The following is a 16,179-nucleotide window of genomic DNA, read 5'->3' as shown; positions in this document are numbered from 1 at the left end:
GTATTTATTTCTTTAAATTATACAAAATGAGGTGCTCCAATGTCGGTTTTTAAAACTCAAGAAATGTACTGGGATAACCTATTTGATGAAGATGACGGCCTAAGCGCCTTCCCTTACTTTAAAGCGGCGGACAACACGTCATTGTCCCGTACCGGCTATCAGGAAAAATGCATCTGCCGTTCCTTATCTCCGGAAGTATCTCAAAGAATAATGACAATGGCTAATCATTCTGACATGGCTGCCTATTTGATTTTATTGGCAGGTATTGAATGCTTGTTGTATAAATATACGGATCGAACGAGCCTGATTCTTGGCATTCCAACGATATCGAAGCAAAAAAGCAGCCAGTCAGCTGTTAACACCATTGTCCTCTTGAAAAACAGGCTTACAAGCCAGAGCACGTTTAAAACCGTATTCGAGCAAATAAAAGAAGCCGTTCATGATTCGCTGAAAAATCAAAACCTGCCGTTCCGAAAAATGGTTCAGCATCTAAACGTGCAATACAATGATAAGCGTCTGCCGTTGATTCATACCGTCGTTTCGCTTAACCAAATTCATTCCTTGCAATTTAAAGAAGATGTTGCGACCGATATGCTGTTTCACTTTGATTTGGAGAACGACGGAATTCAATTAAAGCTTTTTTATAACGGCAATCTGTACGACGAGGGCTATATAGATCAAATTGCAGCCCATTTAGATCAGCTGCTTTCTATAATCTTGTTTCAGCCTCAAGCTGCGATCCATACGGCAGAGGTCGTACCCGAAACAGAAAAACAGAAACTATTGTTTGATTTTAATGACACCGGCGCAGATTACTCCGGGAGCAGAACCGTCTATCAATTATTTGAAGAACAAGCACAAAGAACGCCTGAGCATGAAGCCGTCAAGTTCAAAAACAGCCATCTGACCTACAGAGAATTGAATGAAAAGGCCAGCCGTTTGGCAAGAACATTGCGTAACTGCGGCGTTCAAGCCGATACGTTGGTCGCCATTCTGGCTGATCGTTCATTAGAAATGATCGTGTCTATTCTAGCCATTTGGAAGGCGGGGGGCGCTTATGTGCCCCTGGACCCTGAATACCCAAAAGAGCGGCTTCAATATCTGCTTCATGATGCGAATGCAGACGTTCTCCTTGTTCAGCGTCATTTCAAAAACAGCCTGACCTTTGACGGACCAACGATCGATCTGAATGATGAATCATCTTACCATACGGACTGCTCATTATTATCACCCGTAGCGGAACACAACCATTTAGCCTATGTCATTTATACCTCAGGCACAACAGGATTGCCGAAAGGGGTCATGGTTGAACACGGCGGCATTGTGAACTCGCTTCAGTGGAAGAAGGCGTTTTTCAAGCATTCTGCCAAGGATCGCGTGCTTGTCTTGTATCCCTATGTTTTTGATGCATTCATTTTAAATTTCTTCAGCCCCCTTATATCAGGGGCAACCTTGCACCTTTTGCCAAATGAAGAGAATAAAGACCTTTTCGCCATTCAAAACACCATGAAACAAGAGAGAATTACACATTTTTCAACTTCTCCCCGTCTTCTGAAAACGATGATCGAACAAATGAACGCAGAGGACTTTATTCATGTCCAGCATGTTGTTGTAGGCGGCGAGCAGCTGGAAATAGATACAGTTGAGAAGCTATATTCTCTGCAGCCTCACATTCAAATCAATAATGAATACGGACCGACCGAAAATAGTGTGGTATCTACATTTCACCCTGTTCAGTCCGCAGATGAACAGATCACAATCGGCAAACCGGTGGCCAACCACCAAGCCTATATTTTAGGAGCGCACCTTCAAATCCAGCCGATCGGCGTACCGGGAGAGCTGTATGTCGGAGGAGCGGGAGTGGCCCGCGGCTACCTCAATCAGCCTGTATTGACGGAAGAAAAGTTTGTTCAGCATGTGCATCTTCCTGGTCAAAAGATGTATAAAACGGGTGACCTCGCCAGGTGGTTGCCAGATGGAAGAATCGAATATTTAGGGCGAATCGATCATCAAGTGAAAATTCGCGGCTACCGTATCGAGATCGGCGAGGTAGAGGCCGCCATATTCAATCTTGAAAAAGTTCGTGAAGCTGCTGTCGTTGCGTGGGAAGACGAAGACGGAGCCAAGCAATTGTATGCCTATTATGTCGGTGAGCCTTCTTTGACCGCTGCGCAGTTCAGAGACGATTTGTCCCGTAAACTGCCGGATTATATGATTCCCTCCTATTTTATCCATTTGGAACACATACCGCTCACTTCCAATGGAAAAATTGATTTGAAAGCTTTGCCTGCTGCCGAAGAAAAAACGCGGATGGATAACGAATACATAGCCCCGCGAAACCCAACAGAAGAACTGCTGGCGTCTATCTGGCAAGAAGTATTAGGGGCTGAGCGTATAGGGATTCTCGATAATTTCTTTGATTTTGGAGGAGATTCGATTAAATCAATTCAGGTGTCTTCGAGATTATATCAAGCCGGATACAAGGTTGATATGAAGCATTTGTTTAAATACCCTGCGATTGCTGATCTAAGTCAATTTGTAGCGCCGGTTGGCAGGAAGGCTGATCAAAAAGAAGTAAACGGCCGGACAAATCTGACCCCGATTCAGCATTGGTTTTTTGAACAAAAAATGCTGAATGCACACCATTACAATCAGGCCGTCATGTTATATTCGGCGGAAGGCTTTAAAGAGGAGCCGCTTCGCCGGACGATGGAACGTGTCGCATCTCATCACGATGCCTTGAGAATGATTTTTGAAAAAACGCCGAATGGATACGCTCCGCGAATTACAGGGACAGATGAAAGTGAATTATACCATCTGGACGTGATGAATTATAAAGGGGAAACCGATCCGGCTCAAGCGATTGCCGATAAAGCGAATGAGATTCAAAGCAGCATGGTATTAGACCAGGGTCCTTTGATGAAGCTTGGTTTGTTCCAATGTCCCGACGGAGATCATTTGCTGATTGCGATTCATCACTTGGTGATTGACGGAGTATCCTGGCGCATTTTACTTGAGGATTTTGCAAGCGGTTATGAGCAGGCAGAGCACGGGCAAACGATCCAGCTCCCGCAAAAAACAGATTCATTTCCATTCTGGGCGGATCAATTGTCCAAGTATGCAGCGGAAACCGACATAGAACAGGAGATCGCTTATTGGGCTGACCTTACAAGCATAAAGCCGCAGTCATTGCCGAAGGACAACATAAGCGAAGGTTCGTTATTAAGAGACAGCGAAGAAGTAAAGATTCAATGGACAAATGAGGAAACAGAGCAATTATTAAAACATGCGAATCGCGCCTACAACACGGAAATCAATGATCTGCTGCTGACTTCATTAGGACTCGCCGTTCACAGGTGGACTGGCATAGAAGACATTGTCGTGAATGTGGAAGGCCACGGGAGAGAGCCAATTATTCCGGATGCGGATATCTCCCGCACGATTGGATGGTTTACAAGCCAATACCCTGTCGTACTGAAGATGGAAGCCGGCAAAGACCTGTCGCAGCGGATTAAGAGCGTGAAAGAAGGGCTGCGCCGTATCCCTGATAAAGGGATGAATTACAGCATCGTCAAATATGTATCCGGGCGCCCGGAAGCCGGAAGCCTGCAGCTGAATCCGGAAATATCGTTTAATTACTTGGGACAATTTGACCAAGATTTGAAGCATCAAGCTTTCCGCATATCACCTTTTTCCACAGGGTTATCGATGAATGAAAACCAAGAGAGAACAGTCGTGCTTGATTTGAATGGGATGATTGCAGAAGGGAAATTATCGCTGACGCTGAGCTACAGCAACAAACAATACGAAAGATCGACTATGGCGAAATTTGCACGGAATTTGAAAGAAAGTCTGCAGGAAGTCATTGCGCATTGCGTAAGCCGGCAGCAGACTACCCTAACGCCAAGTGACATCCTGTTAAAGGATATCACAATAGACGAACTGGAACAGCTTTTGGAGCAGACGAGTGAATTGGGCGAAACGGAAAACATTTATCCATTAACACCGATGCAGAAAGGTATGCTGTTTCACAGCTTGTTTGACCCGAGTTCTGGTGCTTATTTTCAGCAAACGATGTTTGATCTGCATGGAGACCTGAATATTGCTTCATTTTCGAAAAGCTTGGATGGCTTATCGAAAAAATATGACATTTTCCGCACGAATTTTTACAGAGGCTGGAAGGATCAGCCTCTGCAAATCATATTCAAAACGAAAAAAATCGGTTTTGAATTCATTGACTTACGCGAAATGAAGGAATCACATAAAGAAGAGATGATTCAGGAATATGTCAGAAAAGACAAGATGAGGGGTTTCGACTTAGAGAAAGACGCGTTAATGCGGCTACTCATTCTTCGCACGGATGAAAAGGCATACCGTTTTATATGGAGTTTTCACCACATTTTGATGGACGGCTGGTGCCTGCCGCTGATTACAAAAGAAATATTCGAGCATTACTTTGCCTTACTTCAGCAAAAGCAGCCTGAGCAACCGGCAATTACTCCCTACAGTCAATACATTGAATGGCTCGGCCGTCAAGATGCGAAAGAGGCGATGGGTTATTGGGATCAGTACTTGGCGGGGTATGAGGAGCAAACCATCCTGCCTAAGGATCACCATGCGGCGGAAGAACGATATATTCCGGATAAAGTAACATGTGACATAAGCTCTGATCTCACTTTAAAAATGAAACAGACGGCCGGCAGACGCCATGTCACGCTGAACACGCTGCTGCAGACGGCATGGGCGGTTCTGCTGCAGAAATATAACCGAAGCCGGGACGTTGTTTTTGGAAGTGTTGTTTCCGGAAGACCCGCTGGAATTCCAAACGTGGAAACCATGATCGGCTTGTTCATTAACACCATTCCCGTCCGGTTCCGATGTGAAGCCGGGACAACGTTTGCCGAGCTTATGAAAGAGGCGCAGGAAAGAGCTGTAGCGTCTCAACAATTTGAGACGCACCCGTTGTACGATATTCAAGCACGCACAACGCAAAAGCAAAATTTAATTACACATTTAATGATATTCGAAAATTATCCGGTTGATCAGTATATGGAAAGCATAGGCCGGCAAAACGGATCATCCATCACGATTTCCAACGTACAGATGGAAGAACAGACCAACTACGATTTCAATTTGACCGTTATACCGGGCGACAAGATGAACATCTCTTTTGAATACAATGCAACTGTGTATGATCGGGCAAGCATAGAGCGGGTTCGGGAACATTTCATGCAAATCCTGCAGCAAGTCGTGACAGATGCGGATATCCAGGTGGACCAAGTGGAATTGTTAACGGAAGGCGAAAAAAGAACCCTTCTTCATACTCTTAACGACACGGCTGCGCCATTTCCGCAGACGCCGGTTTATCAATTATTTGAAAAACAATCGCAGCGTACGCCCGATCAAGCGGCCGTCATCGATAGAGACAGGCAGCTCACGTACGGAGAGCTCAATAAGCGGGCAAACCAACTGGCGCGAACGTTACGAGCGAAGGGCGTGCAGGCGGACCATCCTGTGGCTGTCATCAGCAGAAACAGTATCGAATCGGTTGTCGGGATTCTTGCCGTTTTAAAATCAGGCGGAGCCTACGTCCCTATAGATCCGGAATATCCGCAAGACCGTATTCGGTATATGCTGGATGACTCTCAAGCCGGCATCGTTTTGATGCAGCGAGATGTGAGGGAGCAGCTTGCCTATGAAGGCGACACGATTTTACTGGATGATGAAAGCTCGTATCACCAAGATGATTCTGACCTTGCACCGATAAGTGATGCCAGCCATTTGGCATATGTCATTTATACGTCAGGTTCCACAGGCCGGCCAAAAGGCGTATTAATCGAGCACCGAGGCTTGACCAATTATATTTGGTGGGCAAAAGAAGTTTATGTAAAAGGCGAGAAAACCAACTTCCCGTTGTACTCGTCAATCTCTTTTGATCTGACGGTGACTTCTATTTTCACACCGCTTGTCACAGGCAATACGATCATCGTCTATGACGGAGAGGACAAAACAGCACTGCTCGCATCGATTGTACAGGACCCGAGGGTGGATATTATTAAATTGACCCCGGCCCATTTGCAGGTTTTGAAAGAAATGAACATCGCCGATAAGACGGCTGTCCGAAGACTGATTGTGGGCGGGGAGAATCTAAGCACCCGGTTAGCCAAAAGTATTCATGAACAGTTCGAAGGCAAAATTGAAATATGCAATGAGTACGGACCGACGGAAACCGTTGTCGGCTGCATGATTTACCGTTACGATGCCGTGAAGGACAGGCGGGAATCGGTACCGATCGGAACGGCTGCAGCAAACATGAGCATTTATGTGCTGGATGAGAATATGAAACCTGCGCCGATCGGTGTCCCAGGAGAAATCTATATCAGCGGCGCCGGTGTGGCAAGAGGATATTTGAACCGTCCGGAATTGACGGCAGAGAAATTTGTCGATGACCCGTTTGCATCCGAAGCCAAGATGTATAAGACCGGAGATTTGGCAAAGTGGCTGGCTGACGGAAACATTGAATATGCGGGCAGAATAGATGAACAAGTGAAAATCAGAGGCTATCGTATCGAATTAGGCGAGATCGAGGCGGCGCTGCTTCAAGAAGAAGCGATTAAAAAAGCGGTCGTTACAGCCAGAGAAGATGTCCACGGGTTTAAACAATTGTGTGCGTATTACGTGAGCGGCGGGCAAATAACGGGATCCCGGCTCCGGAAACAATTGTCTCATTGCTTGGCGAGTTATATGATTCCGGCTTATTTTATTGAGCTGGATGAAATGCCTTTAACTTCCAATGGGAAAATAAACAAAAAAGCGCTGCCTGCTCCGGATTTCGAGCTGCAGGACAGAGCAGAGTATAAGGCTCCCCGAACAAACGTGGAAGAAATATTAGTTTCCGCCTGGGAAGCTGTATTAGGCGCAGAGAACGTAAGTATTTTGGATAATTTCTTTGATCTTGGCGGAGATTCGATTAAATCAATCCAAGTGTCATCAAGATTAAATCAAAACGGATACAAAATGGAAATCAAAGACTTGTTCCAATATGCAACGATTGCCGAATTGACTCCGCACATCAAGCAGAATTTGCGTATAGCCGATCAGGGTGAAGTCAAAGGAAAAGTCAGCCTGACTCCTATTCAGCATTGGTTTTTCGAACAAATAACGACAGATCAGCATTATTATAATCAAGCCGTCATGCTGTATGCACCGGAAGGTTTTCAGGAAATGCCGCTGCGCCAAACCTTGCAAAAGCTTGCAGAACACCATGATGCGCTCCGCATGACGTTCCAGCAGACAGAGAATGGTTACGAGGCACAGAATGCAGAGATCGCGCCAAGCGGGCTTTACCACCTAGAAGTTCTGAATCTAAAAGCAGAATCCGATCCGGGGCAGACAATTGAAGCCAAGGCAAATGAGATACAAGGCAGTATTCGTTTAAGTGACGGACCGTTAATGAAAATCGGATTGTTTCAATGTGCAGATGGAGATCACTTGCTGATTGCCATCCATCATTTGATTGTAGACGGGGTTTCATGGCGGATTTTATTGGAGGATATCGTTAGTGGTTACAGGCAAGCTGAAAACGGGCAAGTGATTCAACTGACGCAAAAAACGGACTCTTTCCAATTATGGGCCAAGAGGCTTTCTGAATATACGCAAAGTGAAACCATAAAACAAGAACAGGAATATTGGACAAAGATCGAACAAACCGATGTGAAACCGCTGCCTAAGGATTTTCATGAAACACATACGACTTCAAAAGACAGTGAAACGGAAACCGTGGAATGGACTAAAGAAGAAACCGAGCTGTTATTAAAACAAGCGAATCGCGCTTATAACACTGAAATAAACGATTTGCTTTTAACCTCCCTTGGTCTTTCCATATCACACTTGTCAGGACTTGAACAGATTCCGATTCATTTAGAGGGACACGGAAGAGAACAGATGAGTCTAGATATGGATGTCTCCCGTACGGTTGGATGGTTCACAAGTCTGTATCCAGTTGTTCTACACGCGCAGTCAGGCAAAGAAATCTCTTATTATATCAAGTTGACCAAAGAAGGACTGCGCCACATTCCGCATAAAGGGATCGGATATGGAATAGCAAGGTACTTAAGCGACGCAATGCCATCAAAATTAAATCCGGAGATTTGTTTTAACTACCTGGGGCAGTTTGACCAAGATTTGCAGCAGCATGCGATTCAATTATCTTCTTACTCCTGCGGTTCAGACTCGAGCGGGAATCAAGAAAGACCATATGTCTTGAATATAAACGGAATGATAACCGAGGGACAGCTGAGGTTTACGATCAGCTACAGCAGCAAACAGTACACAAAAGAAACGATCAAGCGGTTATCGGAAACGATTCAAAGCCGCCTGCGGACAATCATTACGCATTGCGTTCATAAAGAACAATCGGAACTGACGCCAAGCGATATTTTGTTAAAAGGCATGTCCATTGACGAATTGGATCAGCTCCTCATTCAACTGCCGCATGCAGGTGAGATTGAAAACGTGTATCCGCTCACTCCGATGCAGAAAGGAATGCTCTTCCACAGCTTGCTGGATGAGGACTCACATTCTTATTTCGAACAAGCATCGTTCGATTTGCAGGGAGAGTTAAAGATTGATTGCTTTAAAGCGAGCTTGGAACGATTATTTGAAACATACGCCGTGTTCAGAACCCGTTTTTACAGCGGCTGGAACGATACTCCTTTACAAATTGTCTATAAAACGCAAAAACCGCAAATTCATTTTGCAGATTTGCGTGACATAGAGGAGCATCTGCGTGAGGATGCAATCGCAGCCTATCAAAGAGAAGACAAGGCAAAAGGATTTGACTTAGCTCGGGATCCGCTGATGCGCATAGCGATTTTCCGTATGGAAGACAGCAAATATCATTTGATTTGGAGCTTTCATCATATTGTTATGGACGGCTGGTGCCTGTCTCTTATCACGAAGGAAGTGTTTGAGTATTATAACGCCTTGCAAGAAGGCAGAGAAACAGAACTGCCTTCTGCAGCTCATTACAGCGACTATATCGAGTGGCTTCATCTCCAAGATCAGGGAGCGGCCAAACGGTACTGGAGCGAGTATCTTGACGGTTATAAAGGTGAAACCAGGCTTCTTCATAAACGACCGAAGCATGAACAAAAAGCATATGCCTATGCTAATGTGACCTGCGAACTAGACCAAGAACAGACAAAGCAATTGCAGCAGATCGCAAACCAGCATCAAGTGACATTAAATTCGTTGATCCAAACGTTGTGGGGAATTTTATTACAGAAATACAGCGGGTCGCAAGACGTTGTATTTGGCAACGTCGTGTCCGGAAGGCCGGCGGAAATCCCTGGGGTGGAACAGATGATCGGCCTGTTCATCAATACCATTCCGGTTCGCATCCGCTGTGATGAGGACAGTTCTTTTGCTGATACGATGCAAATGGTTCAACAAAACGCACTGGCTTCCCAAGCATACGATACCTTTCCTTTATACGAAATTCAGGCCCAGACGGAACAGAAACAAAACCTGATTGACCATATCATGATCTTTGAAAACTATCCGATAGGGCAGCAGGTTGAAGAGGCAAGCCGTTATGATACGGAACTGAACGTCATGAATTTTCATATGCAGGAACACTCCCATTATGATTTGAATGTGGTTGTCATTCCTGGCAAACAGCTGGCCGTTCATTTCGGTTTTAATGAAAATGAATATGAAAAATCAGAAGTGGAGCAGATCTGCGGACATTTTGAATTGCTCATGCAGCAAGTATTGAAGCAGCCATCTGTCAAAATAGAAGAATTGGAGCTTTTGACTCAACGAGAAAAAGAAGACCTGCTCAGCCATTTTCAGTCTGTCGGCAAGAAATATCAGCACGAACAAACGATTCATGAGTGGTTCGAGGAACAAGCGCATCGTACGCCGGACCATACGGCGGTTGTATTCGAGGGTAACCAATTAAGCTCCGGGGAACTGAATCGGCGGGCCAATCAGCTTGCGCGAACCTTACAGGCAAAGGGAGTACAGTCCGATCAGCTTGTCGGCATTATGACTGAACGATCGCTGGAGATGATTGTAGGCATCTTGGGAGTTTTAAAAGCGGGCGGCGCATATTTGCCGATAGATCCTGATTCTCCGCCTGAACGCATTCGTTATATTTTTAGTGATTCAGGCATCAGTGTATTGCTTTATCGCGGGAAGCTGCAGGATAATATCTGCTTCTCAGGAACATGTATCGATCTCATGGAGGAAAGTGCCTATCACGAAAAAGACAGCGGCCTTGCGCTCTCTTATCAGTCGAGTCAACTGGCCTATGCCATTTATACTTCCGGCACGACAGGCAAGCCTAAAGGCACGCTAATTGAACATCGCCAGGTCATTCACTTGATTGAAGGACTGAGCCGCCAAGTTTACTCTGCCTATGATGCGGAGCTGAATGTTGCCATGCTTGCCCCATATTATTTTGATGCTTCTGTTCAGCAGATGTATGCTTCCTTGCTGTTAGGTCATACCTTGTTTATTGTTCCCAAGGATGTCGTGTCAGACGGTGCAGCATTATGCCGTTACTATCGGCAGCATTGCATTGATATAACTGACGGAACACCTGCCCACTTAAAACTTTTGATAGCTGCAGGTGATTTGCAGGGAGTCCCGCTTCAGCATCTGTTAATCGGAGGAGAGGCGCTTTCCAAAACGACGGTAAATAAGCTCATGCAAGCATTCGGCGAGCATGGTGCTGCGCCTGCGATCACCAATGTATATGGCCCTACAGAAACTTGCGTAGACGCGTCCTTCTTCAACATTGAATGTGCTTCCGATGCTTGGACACGCAGCCAAAACTATGTCCCTATAGGCAAGCCGTTAGGCAGCAACCGCATGTACATTTTGGATTCAAAAAAACGGCTACAGCCGGCTGGCGTTCAAGGCGAGCTGTATATTGCAGGGGACGGTGTCGGACGGGGTTACTTGAACCTGCCGGAACTAACGGATGAAAAATTTTCTACCGATCCGTTTGTCCCGACGGACCGAATGTATAGAACCGGTGATCTGGCCCGCCTTATGCCAGATGGAAATATTGAATTTATCGGCCGGATTGATCATCAGGTGAAAATTCACGGTTTTCGGATCGAACTCGGTGAAATCGAATCGGTAATGCTGAACATCCCCGATATTCAAGAAGCCGCCGCAATTGCCCTTAAAGATGCGGATGGAGATTATTTCCTATGCGGATACTATACTGCGGATAATCCAATACAGATCAGTGAACTTCGCGAAAGTATGGCACGGCATTTATCGGGATATATGATACCGGCTCATTTTGTGCAGCTGGATAAGATGCCGCTGACGCCAAACGGGAAGTTGAACCGTCAGTTATTACCGGCTCCGGTCAAAAATCGGGATAAAGGCATAGAATACGTGCTGCCGCAGACTCCGGCAGAAATCCAGCTGACGGCAATTTGGCAGGATGTTCTCGGGTTAGAGCAGGTCGGGATTCGAGATCACTTTTTTGATATCGGCGGCCACTCCCTGCGGGCAACCGCGCTTATTGCAAAAATACAAAAACAAATGCATGTCCAAATTCCTTTGCGGGACGTATTCCGTTTCCCAACCATTGAACAGCTTGCGCGGGAAATCACGACGATGGAGCAAACCGGGTATGCCGGGATTCCTGCAATTGAGAAAAGACCATATTATCCGGTATCTTCGGCGCAAAAACGATTGTACATTCTCAATCATCTGGAAGGCGGAGAACTCAGTTACAACATGCTGGGTCTGATGGCTGTCGAGGGCAAGCTTGATCGTGATAAGCTGCAGCAAGCCTTCCTCACACTGATTCAACGTCATGAATCTTTGCGCACCGGTTTTAAAATGGCCGGCGGAGAACCTGTTCAGTATGTCTTGGATCACGCAGAGTTTGAAGCAGAGTGGTATCAGGCAGAAGAAAATGATGCAGACCTTTATATCCGCCAATTTATTCGTCCGTTTGATCTGGAGAAGCCGCCGCTGCTTCGTGTGGGGCTGATTGAACTTCAACCTGACCGCGGAATTCTGCTGTTTGATATGCATCACATTATTTCTGACGGAACATCTATGAGCGTATTGATTAAAGAATTTATTCGGATTTATGAAGGAGAGACATTGCCGCCCCTGCGCATCCAGTACAAGGACTACGCAGTATGGCAGACCGGACAAGCGCGTTTAAAACAGATCCAAAACCAAGAAGCCTATTGGTTAGAGCTGTACAGCGGCGACGTTCCTGTCCTTCATATGCCTACCGATTATAAACGGCCGTCGGCACGGGATTTTGCGGGAGCCACGATGCATTTCACGCTTGATAAGCAAAAAAGCGAAGGGTTAAAGCAGCTCGCATCTCAAACAGAATCCACTTTATATATGGTGCTCCTTGCGTCTTATACCTTATTGCTTTCAAAATACAGCGGCCAGGAAGACATTATTGTCGGCAGCCCAATAGCGGGGAGACCGCATGCGGATTTGGAACCCATTATCGGAATGTTTGTAAATACACTGGCGATGAGAAATCACCCTGAAAAATGGAAGAATTTCACTCAGTATCTGGCCGAGGTGAAGGAGAATGCTTTGAAAGCTTACGAGCATCAAGATTACCCTTTTGAAGCGCTGGTTGATCAACTGGATATTGCTAGAGATTTGAGCCGTAATCCGCTGTTTGACACCATGTTTGTGCTTCAAAACACGGAGCAGGAACAGTTAGAGATAAATGACGTAACTTTCAAACCATTCCCAAGTGAACATACGATGGCTAAATTTGATTTAACCTTAACGGCTGTGGAAGAGGAGTCGGGTATTCATTTCACGATGGAATACTTGACGGCTCTGTTTAAACCGGAAACGATCGAACGTATGATGGGACATTTTGTGCAGCTGATTGATTCGGTTATCAAACAGCCTGAGGCCGAGCTGGCTAGTTTGGATATGATGACCCAAGAAGAGAACAGTGAAATCCAGAAACTCTTTAACGATACTGCAACTGCAGAAAAACGTAATCCGGCAGCGGTTCATCAACTTTTTGAGCAGCAGGCTGCGCTTAACCCAGATCATGAAGCCGTCATATTTGGAAATCAAACTCTGACTTATCGTCAGCTGAATGAACGTTCCAATCAGTTGGCGCTCATCCTCCAAGATAAGGGTGTTGGCACAGATCAGGTGGTTGCCGTTCTCACGGATCGCTCAGCAAATATGATCATCGGCATTTTAGCCATATTAAAGGCGGGCGGAGCATTTCTTCCTATCGATCCGGAACTTCCTGATGAACGGCGGGCTTTTTTGATAAAAGACAGCGGCGCCAGTGTGCTTTTGACTAGTGCAGGTCATGTCATTCCGCCGCTCTTTAAAGGGGAAGTGCTTCTGCTTGATGATCCGTTACTATATCAAGGCGGGACAGACAATCTTAATCTTTCCTATTCGGAAAATGATTTAATGTACATCATTTACACGTCAGGCACAACAGGGAAACCAAAAGGAGTTCAGCTAGAGCATAAAACGATGACGAATCTGCTCGCTTATGAGCAGGGGCATACGCAGCTGCGCTTTGACAGAGTGCTGCAATTTGCCGCAATGAGCTTTGATGTCTGCTATCAAGAAATGTTTTCGGCGCTTTCAAGCGGAGGAACACTCTGTATCATCAGCAATGAGGCGAAACGGGAAATACGTCAGCTCAATGAATTTGTCAAAATGCATAGGGTACAAACAGCATTTCTTCCGACCGCTTTCCTTAAGCTCCTTGCCTCGGAGAAACACCATTTCGAACCGTTTGCCGAGTGCGTGGATCACATCATCGCTGCGGGAGAACAGCTCATCGTAACAAGTATGCTGCGTGACATGCTGGCACGCCACCATGTCACATTGCATAATCATTACGGCCCGTCGGAGACACATGTCGTGACCATGTATACCGTTGATCCGGATACAGAACAGGAACTTCAGCCAATCGGCAAACCGATTTCAAATACGGAGATTTTCATTTTGAATGAAGCAGGAACGCTTCAGCCTGTCGGAATTGTCGGCGAACTTTGTATTTCAGGGGTCAGCTTAGCACGTGGTTATCATAACAGAGAGCTTTTGACGCTCGAAACATTTGTTCCGCATCCATATGATCCGAATCAACGGATGTATAAAACAGGTGATCTGGCCCGTTACCTTCCTGACGGGAACATTGAATATGCTGGTAGGATGGACCATCAAGTCAAAATTCGCGGTTACCGGATTGAACTCGGTGAGCCGGAAGCCGCTCTTCTAGAGCATGTCCAAGAAGCAGTTGTTCTGGCCAGAGAAAATGAAGACGGGCAAAGCGATTTGTATGCCTACTTTACAGCGAAGCAATCACTCTCGATCAGTCAGCTAAAAGAAAACCTTGCTGAACAAATACCGGGATACATGATCCCTTCATACTTCATCCAACTGGAGAAACTGCCGTTAACCTCCAATGGAAAAGTAAATCGAAGAGCGTTACCGATGCCTGAAGCAGGTTTGCAAACCGGGATCGACTACGTTGCTCCGCGGACGAGTATGGAAAAGCAGCTGATAGGCATCTGGCGTGACATTTTGAAGATAAAAGAAATAGGAGTGAAAGATAACTTTTTCGATTTGGGCGGCCACTCGTTACGGGGGATGACTCTCATCGCCAAAATTCATCAGCAATTCAGCAAAAACATTTCATTAAGAGAAGTATTCCAATGTCCGACAGTTGAAGAAATGGCACAGTTTATCGCAGAAGCGAAAGACATCAGGCCGGATTACATTCCGGCTGCCAAAGAAAAAGATGTCTATGCTGTATCCTCCGTGCAGAAAATGGTTTACCTGTCGACACAAATTGAAGGAGGCGAACTCAGCTATAATATGCCGGGAATCCTCACATTAGAGGGAAAAATCGACATAGATCGCTTACAAACCGCATTTCAAAAACTGATTTATCGTCATGAATCACTGCGTACCGGTTTTGAAATGATCCGCGGAGAACCAGTGCAGGTGATCAAACCGCAAGTGGAGTTTTCTATGGAAAGGTACAAGGCGGCACCTGACGAAATTGAAGAACTTTTCCGCGCCTTCGTGCGGCCATTCGATCTCAGTCAGGCTCCATTACTTCGGGCCGGACTCATTAAGTTAGAACAAGACAGGAATGTTTTCATGTTTGACATGCACCACATCATTACGGACGGCGCGTCCATGAATATTTTTGTCGAAGAACTGATTCAATTGTATGGCGGCAAAGATTTAGCTCCGCTCCGTATTCAGTACAAAGACTTTACTGAATGGAAACATCAAAAAGAACAGAGAGAACGAATCAAGAGGCAGGAAGAGTATTGGCTGGGTGTATTTCATGAAGAGCTGTCGTCATTCGAGCTGCCGAAAGATTTTGCGAGACCGCCGGTTAGAAGTTTCGATGGGAAGCGGCATAATTTTGTGCTCGATAAGACTGTCATCCAAGGTGTAAAACAGCTGGAAGACTTGACCGGCTCGACCGCTTATATGATTTTGTTCTCGGCCTATTCCATACTGCTGGCTAAATACAGCGGACAGGATGATATCGTCATCGGCACACCTATTGCGGGAAGAATGCATGAAGATTTGCAACATCTCATCGGCATGTTTGTCAATACATTAGCTATCCGTACCGCTCCGATGGCGGAAAAGACATTTATGGATTATATAACGGAAACAAAAGAAACAATGCTGAAGGCTTATGAAAATCAAGAGTATCCTTTTGAAGAACTAGTAGAAAAACTGGGTGTGAAACGGGACTTAAGCCGAAATCCATTGTTCGATACGATGTTTGTCCTGCAAAATACGGAACACACGGATATTGAAGTGGACTCTCTCGCGGTCAAGTCTTATGAACAAACGAATACAACAGCTAAATTTGATTTACAGCTGAACTTTGTAATGGACCAAGATGAGATACAAGGCAGCTTTGACTACTGCACGAAGCTATTTAAAAAGAAAACCATTGCTGTAATGGCCAAGGATTACGTCATGATCCTCTCGGCGATTTTACGAAACCCATCCATTCCTTTAAAAGAAATTCAATTAAGCGAAAAAGTAAACAAAAGGAAACACCTCGCAAGCACAATCGAATTGGATTTCTAATCATGGCCGGCAGCGGCTGTCCCGGCACAAATGCCGCGGGTGCCGCCAGCCGCC

General features: G+C 45.7%; 1 protein-coding gene. It reads left to right on the top strand.

All coding sequences use genetic code 11. The features are described 5' to 3' along the window. Positions 1-39 precede the first annotated feature (39 nt). Positions 40-16,125, top strand: a complete 16,086-nt coding sequence (locus tag ABZM97_RS10185) for a non-ribosomal peptide synthase/polyketide synthase (RefSeq protein ID WP_367387462.1) — start codon at positions 40-42, stop codon at positions 16,123-16,125. Positions 16,126-16,179 lie beyond the last annotated feature (54 nt).

It is taken from the genome of Bacillus vallismortis (assembly GCF_040784915.1).
GTDB lineage: Bacteria > Bacillota > Bacilli > Bacillales > Bacillaceae > Bacillus > Bacillus subtilis_G.
The sequence above is the reverse complement of the archived record's forward strand: the minus strand, read 5'-3'. Positions and strand labels throughout refer to the sequence as shown.